Here is a 2136-nt window from a genome sequence, read left to right as displayed (position 1 = left end):
CCTGTCGTTGCTGCCGGTTCAGTCGGGTCTCAGGCGGCCATCTGCTCACACGCTTCGGCGCAGGACTGGCAGGCCTTGGCGCAATCCTGACAGTGGCCCGCTTCATGTTTCGCGCATTCTTCACCACAAGCCCGACAGATGCTCGCGCAGACGATGCAAAGATCCGTCGCTACCCGACTGTCACGCTGCATCAGCGTTGCCGCGAGGCGGCACAGGTCGGCGCAGTCACGGTCCAGCTCAATGCAACGGGCCATCATTTGAACGTTTTCTTCTTGCAGGCAAGCGCTGGCGCAGGCCTCGCAGGTCATGGCGCAGGCGAGGCATTCGTCGATGCAGGTTTGATAACGGCTGTTCATGGCACTCTCCTCTTTTGAAGGTCGATTCAAAAAATGCATACCGCCTGTTCAGGCAGGTATAAGCGTGCGACTCGGCCCATGAACCGGGGGTTTCAAAAGAAGAATTACATTTTCGTCAGCTGGACCGGCCTGCCGGTCTTCCTGCATCCTGGATCAGACCACCAGCGTCAACCACGCCGAAACCAGCAACAACACGGCCATGACGCGGTTGAAGCGGCCCATCGCCACGGCGGAACGGCAGAACTTCGCCGCGCCACGTCCCAGGTAGGCCCAGGCGGTCATGCAAGGAATGGAGATGGCAAAGAACGCCAGGGACAGCCAGAGCACCCGCACGGTACGGTCTGCCTCGGCGCCAGCGAATACGCTGACCACCGCTAGGGCCATCATCCAGGTCTTCGGGTTTACCAGTTGCAAGCCGGCGGCGCCCGCCAGGCCGAGCCGTGGGCCTTCGACCGGGCGGTCTGGATCGATGGCCTCGGCCGGTGCGCTGAAAATCTGCCAGGCCATCCAGCTCAGCCAGGCGATGCCGGCCCAGGACAGCGCCGTTTGAATCGTCGCATGTCGCGCCAGCACGTCGCCCAGCCCGGTGCCCACCAACAACACCAGCAACGCGGCAGCCGCGCAGGCGCCGAGGATGATCGGCCAGGTGGTCGCCAGGCCGAAGCGCGAGCTATGGCTCAGCACCAGGATATTGGTCGGACCCGGGGTGATGGAGGCGACAAACGCAAACAAGGCAAACGGCAACAACTGATCCATGGCGCAACTTCTCGATGAATGATCGTGGACTTGATCATCGCGTTGCAGCCGGGCTCAGTCTGGAACAATTGAGCAGCGCTTGCGGTAATCCGCCGGGCTCATGCGATAGGCGCGCTGGAACCAGCGGCCGAGGTGACTCTGGTCGGCAAAGCCGAGCATGGCGGCGACCACCACGGCGCTTTCGCCACGGGCCAGCAATCGCCGCGCCCGGGCCAGGCGCAACTGGATCAGATACGCGTGGGGCGCCAGGCCGAAGGCCGCCTTGAACGCACGACTGAGGCGAAAACGATCCACGCCGGTGACGCGCGCCAGGTCATCCAGGCTGATGTCCTCGCTCAAGTGGCTGTGCAAATAATCCCGGGCCTGCTGGGCGACCAGTGGCAGACGTGGGTCGGGATTGATCCGTGTTCGCCAGTGCAAATGCTGAGTGAGGTTCGACAGCAGCGTATCGAGGGCGGTCTGGCGGACGATCAGGATGTCCTGTTCGTGCAGGCTCTGGAAAGCCGCGGCGGTTGCCCTTGCCAGTCGCGCGTCATCGTTCAGCGTGACGGCAAAGCCCAGTTGCGCGTTGTCTGGCGCATCCTCGAACAACGAGCGCAGTTCGCGCTCCAGCCATTGCGGCTCCAGGTACAAGGTGCGATAGGTAAACCCGTTTTCGTGCGGCGCGTTACCGTCATGCAGTTCCCCCGGTTCAAGCAGGAACACCTTGCCCGGCGTGCTGTTGTGTTGCTGCTGACGGCAATGGAACTGCTGCACGCCCTGCTCCGTCACGCCCACCAGATAGGCATCGTGCCAGTGCGGATCGTAGGCGTGCCCCTCGAAATGCGCGCGCACGGTCTCGATGCCGGACGTGGCGTCCTGCTTGAGATCGATCCAGTTGCGCGCGGTCATGGGCTGTCTCGTTTATGTATCGGCTGGCTGAGATTAAACGACTTGGATGGGGTGGTCTGGAAGATTTGTGCAGTTTCAATCCGGCATTGTGTTCCTCCTGTGGGAGCGAGCCTGCTCGCGAAGGCGGTGTATC

The 2136-nt window shown here is 62.4% G+C and carries 3 protein-coding genes; all 3 read right to left on the bottom strand.

Translation table 11 applies throughout. The features are described from left to right. Positions 1-29: 29 nt before the first annotated feature. Positions 30-356 carry a four-helix bundle copper-binding protein gene (locus ACE04F_RS06630; RefSeq protein WP_486105519.1) on the bottom strand — a complete coding sequence of 109 codons (327 nt, stop codon included), beginning with the start codon at positions 354-356 and terminating at the stop codon, positions 30-32. Between the two features lie 153 nt (positions 357-509). Then, a complete protein-coding gene (locus tag ACE04F_RS06625) occupies positions 510-1112 on the bottom strand; it encodes a LysE family translocator (RefSeq protein WP_305500927.1) in 603 nt (200 codons plus the stop codon). Between the two features lie 54 nt (positions 1113-1166). Continuing rightward, positions 1167-2003: an AraC family transcriptional regulator gene (locus ACE04F_RS06620; RefSeq protein WP_486105518.1), complete on the bottom strand. Its 837-nt coding sequence runs from the start codon at positions 2001-2003 to the stop codon at positions 1167-1169. Between the last annotated feature and the right edge of the window lie 133 nt (positions 2004-2136).

This window comes from Pseudomonas sp. AGC41 (assembly GCF_057334555.1).
This window is presented reverse-complemented; position numbering and strand designations above follow the sequence as displayed.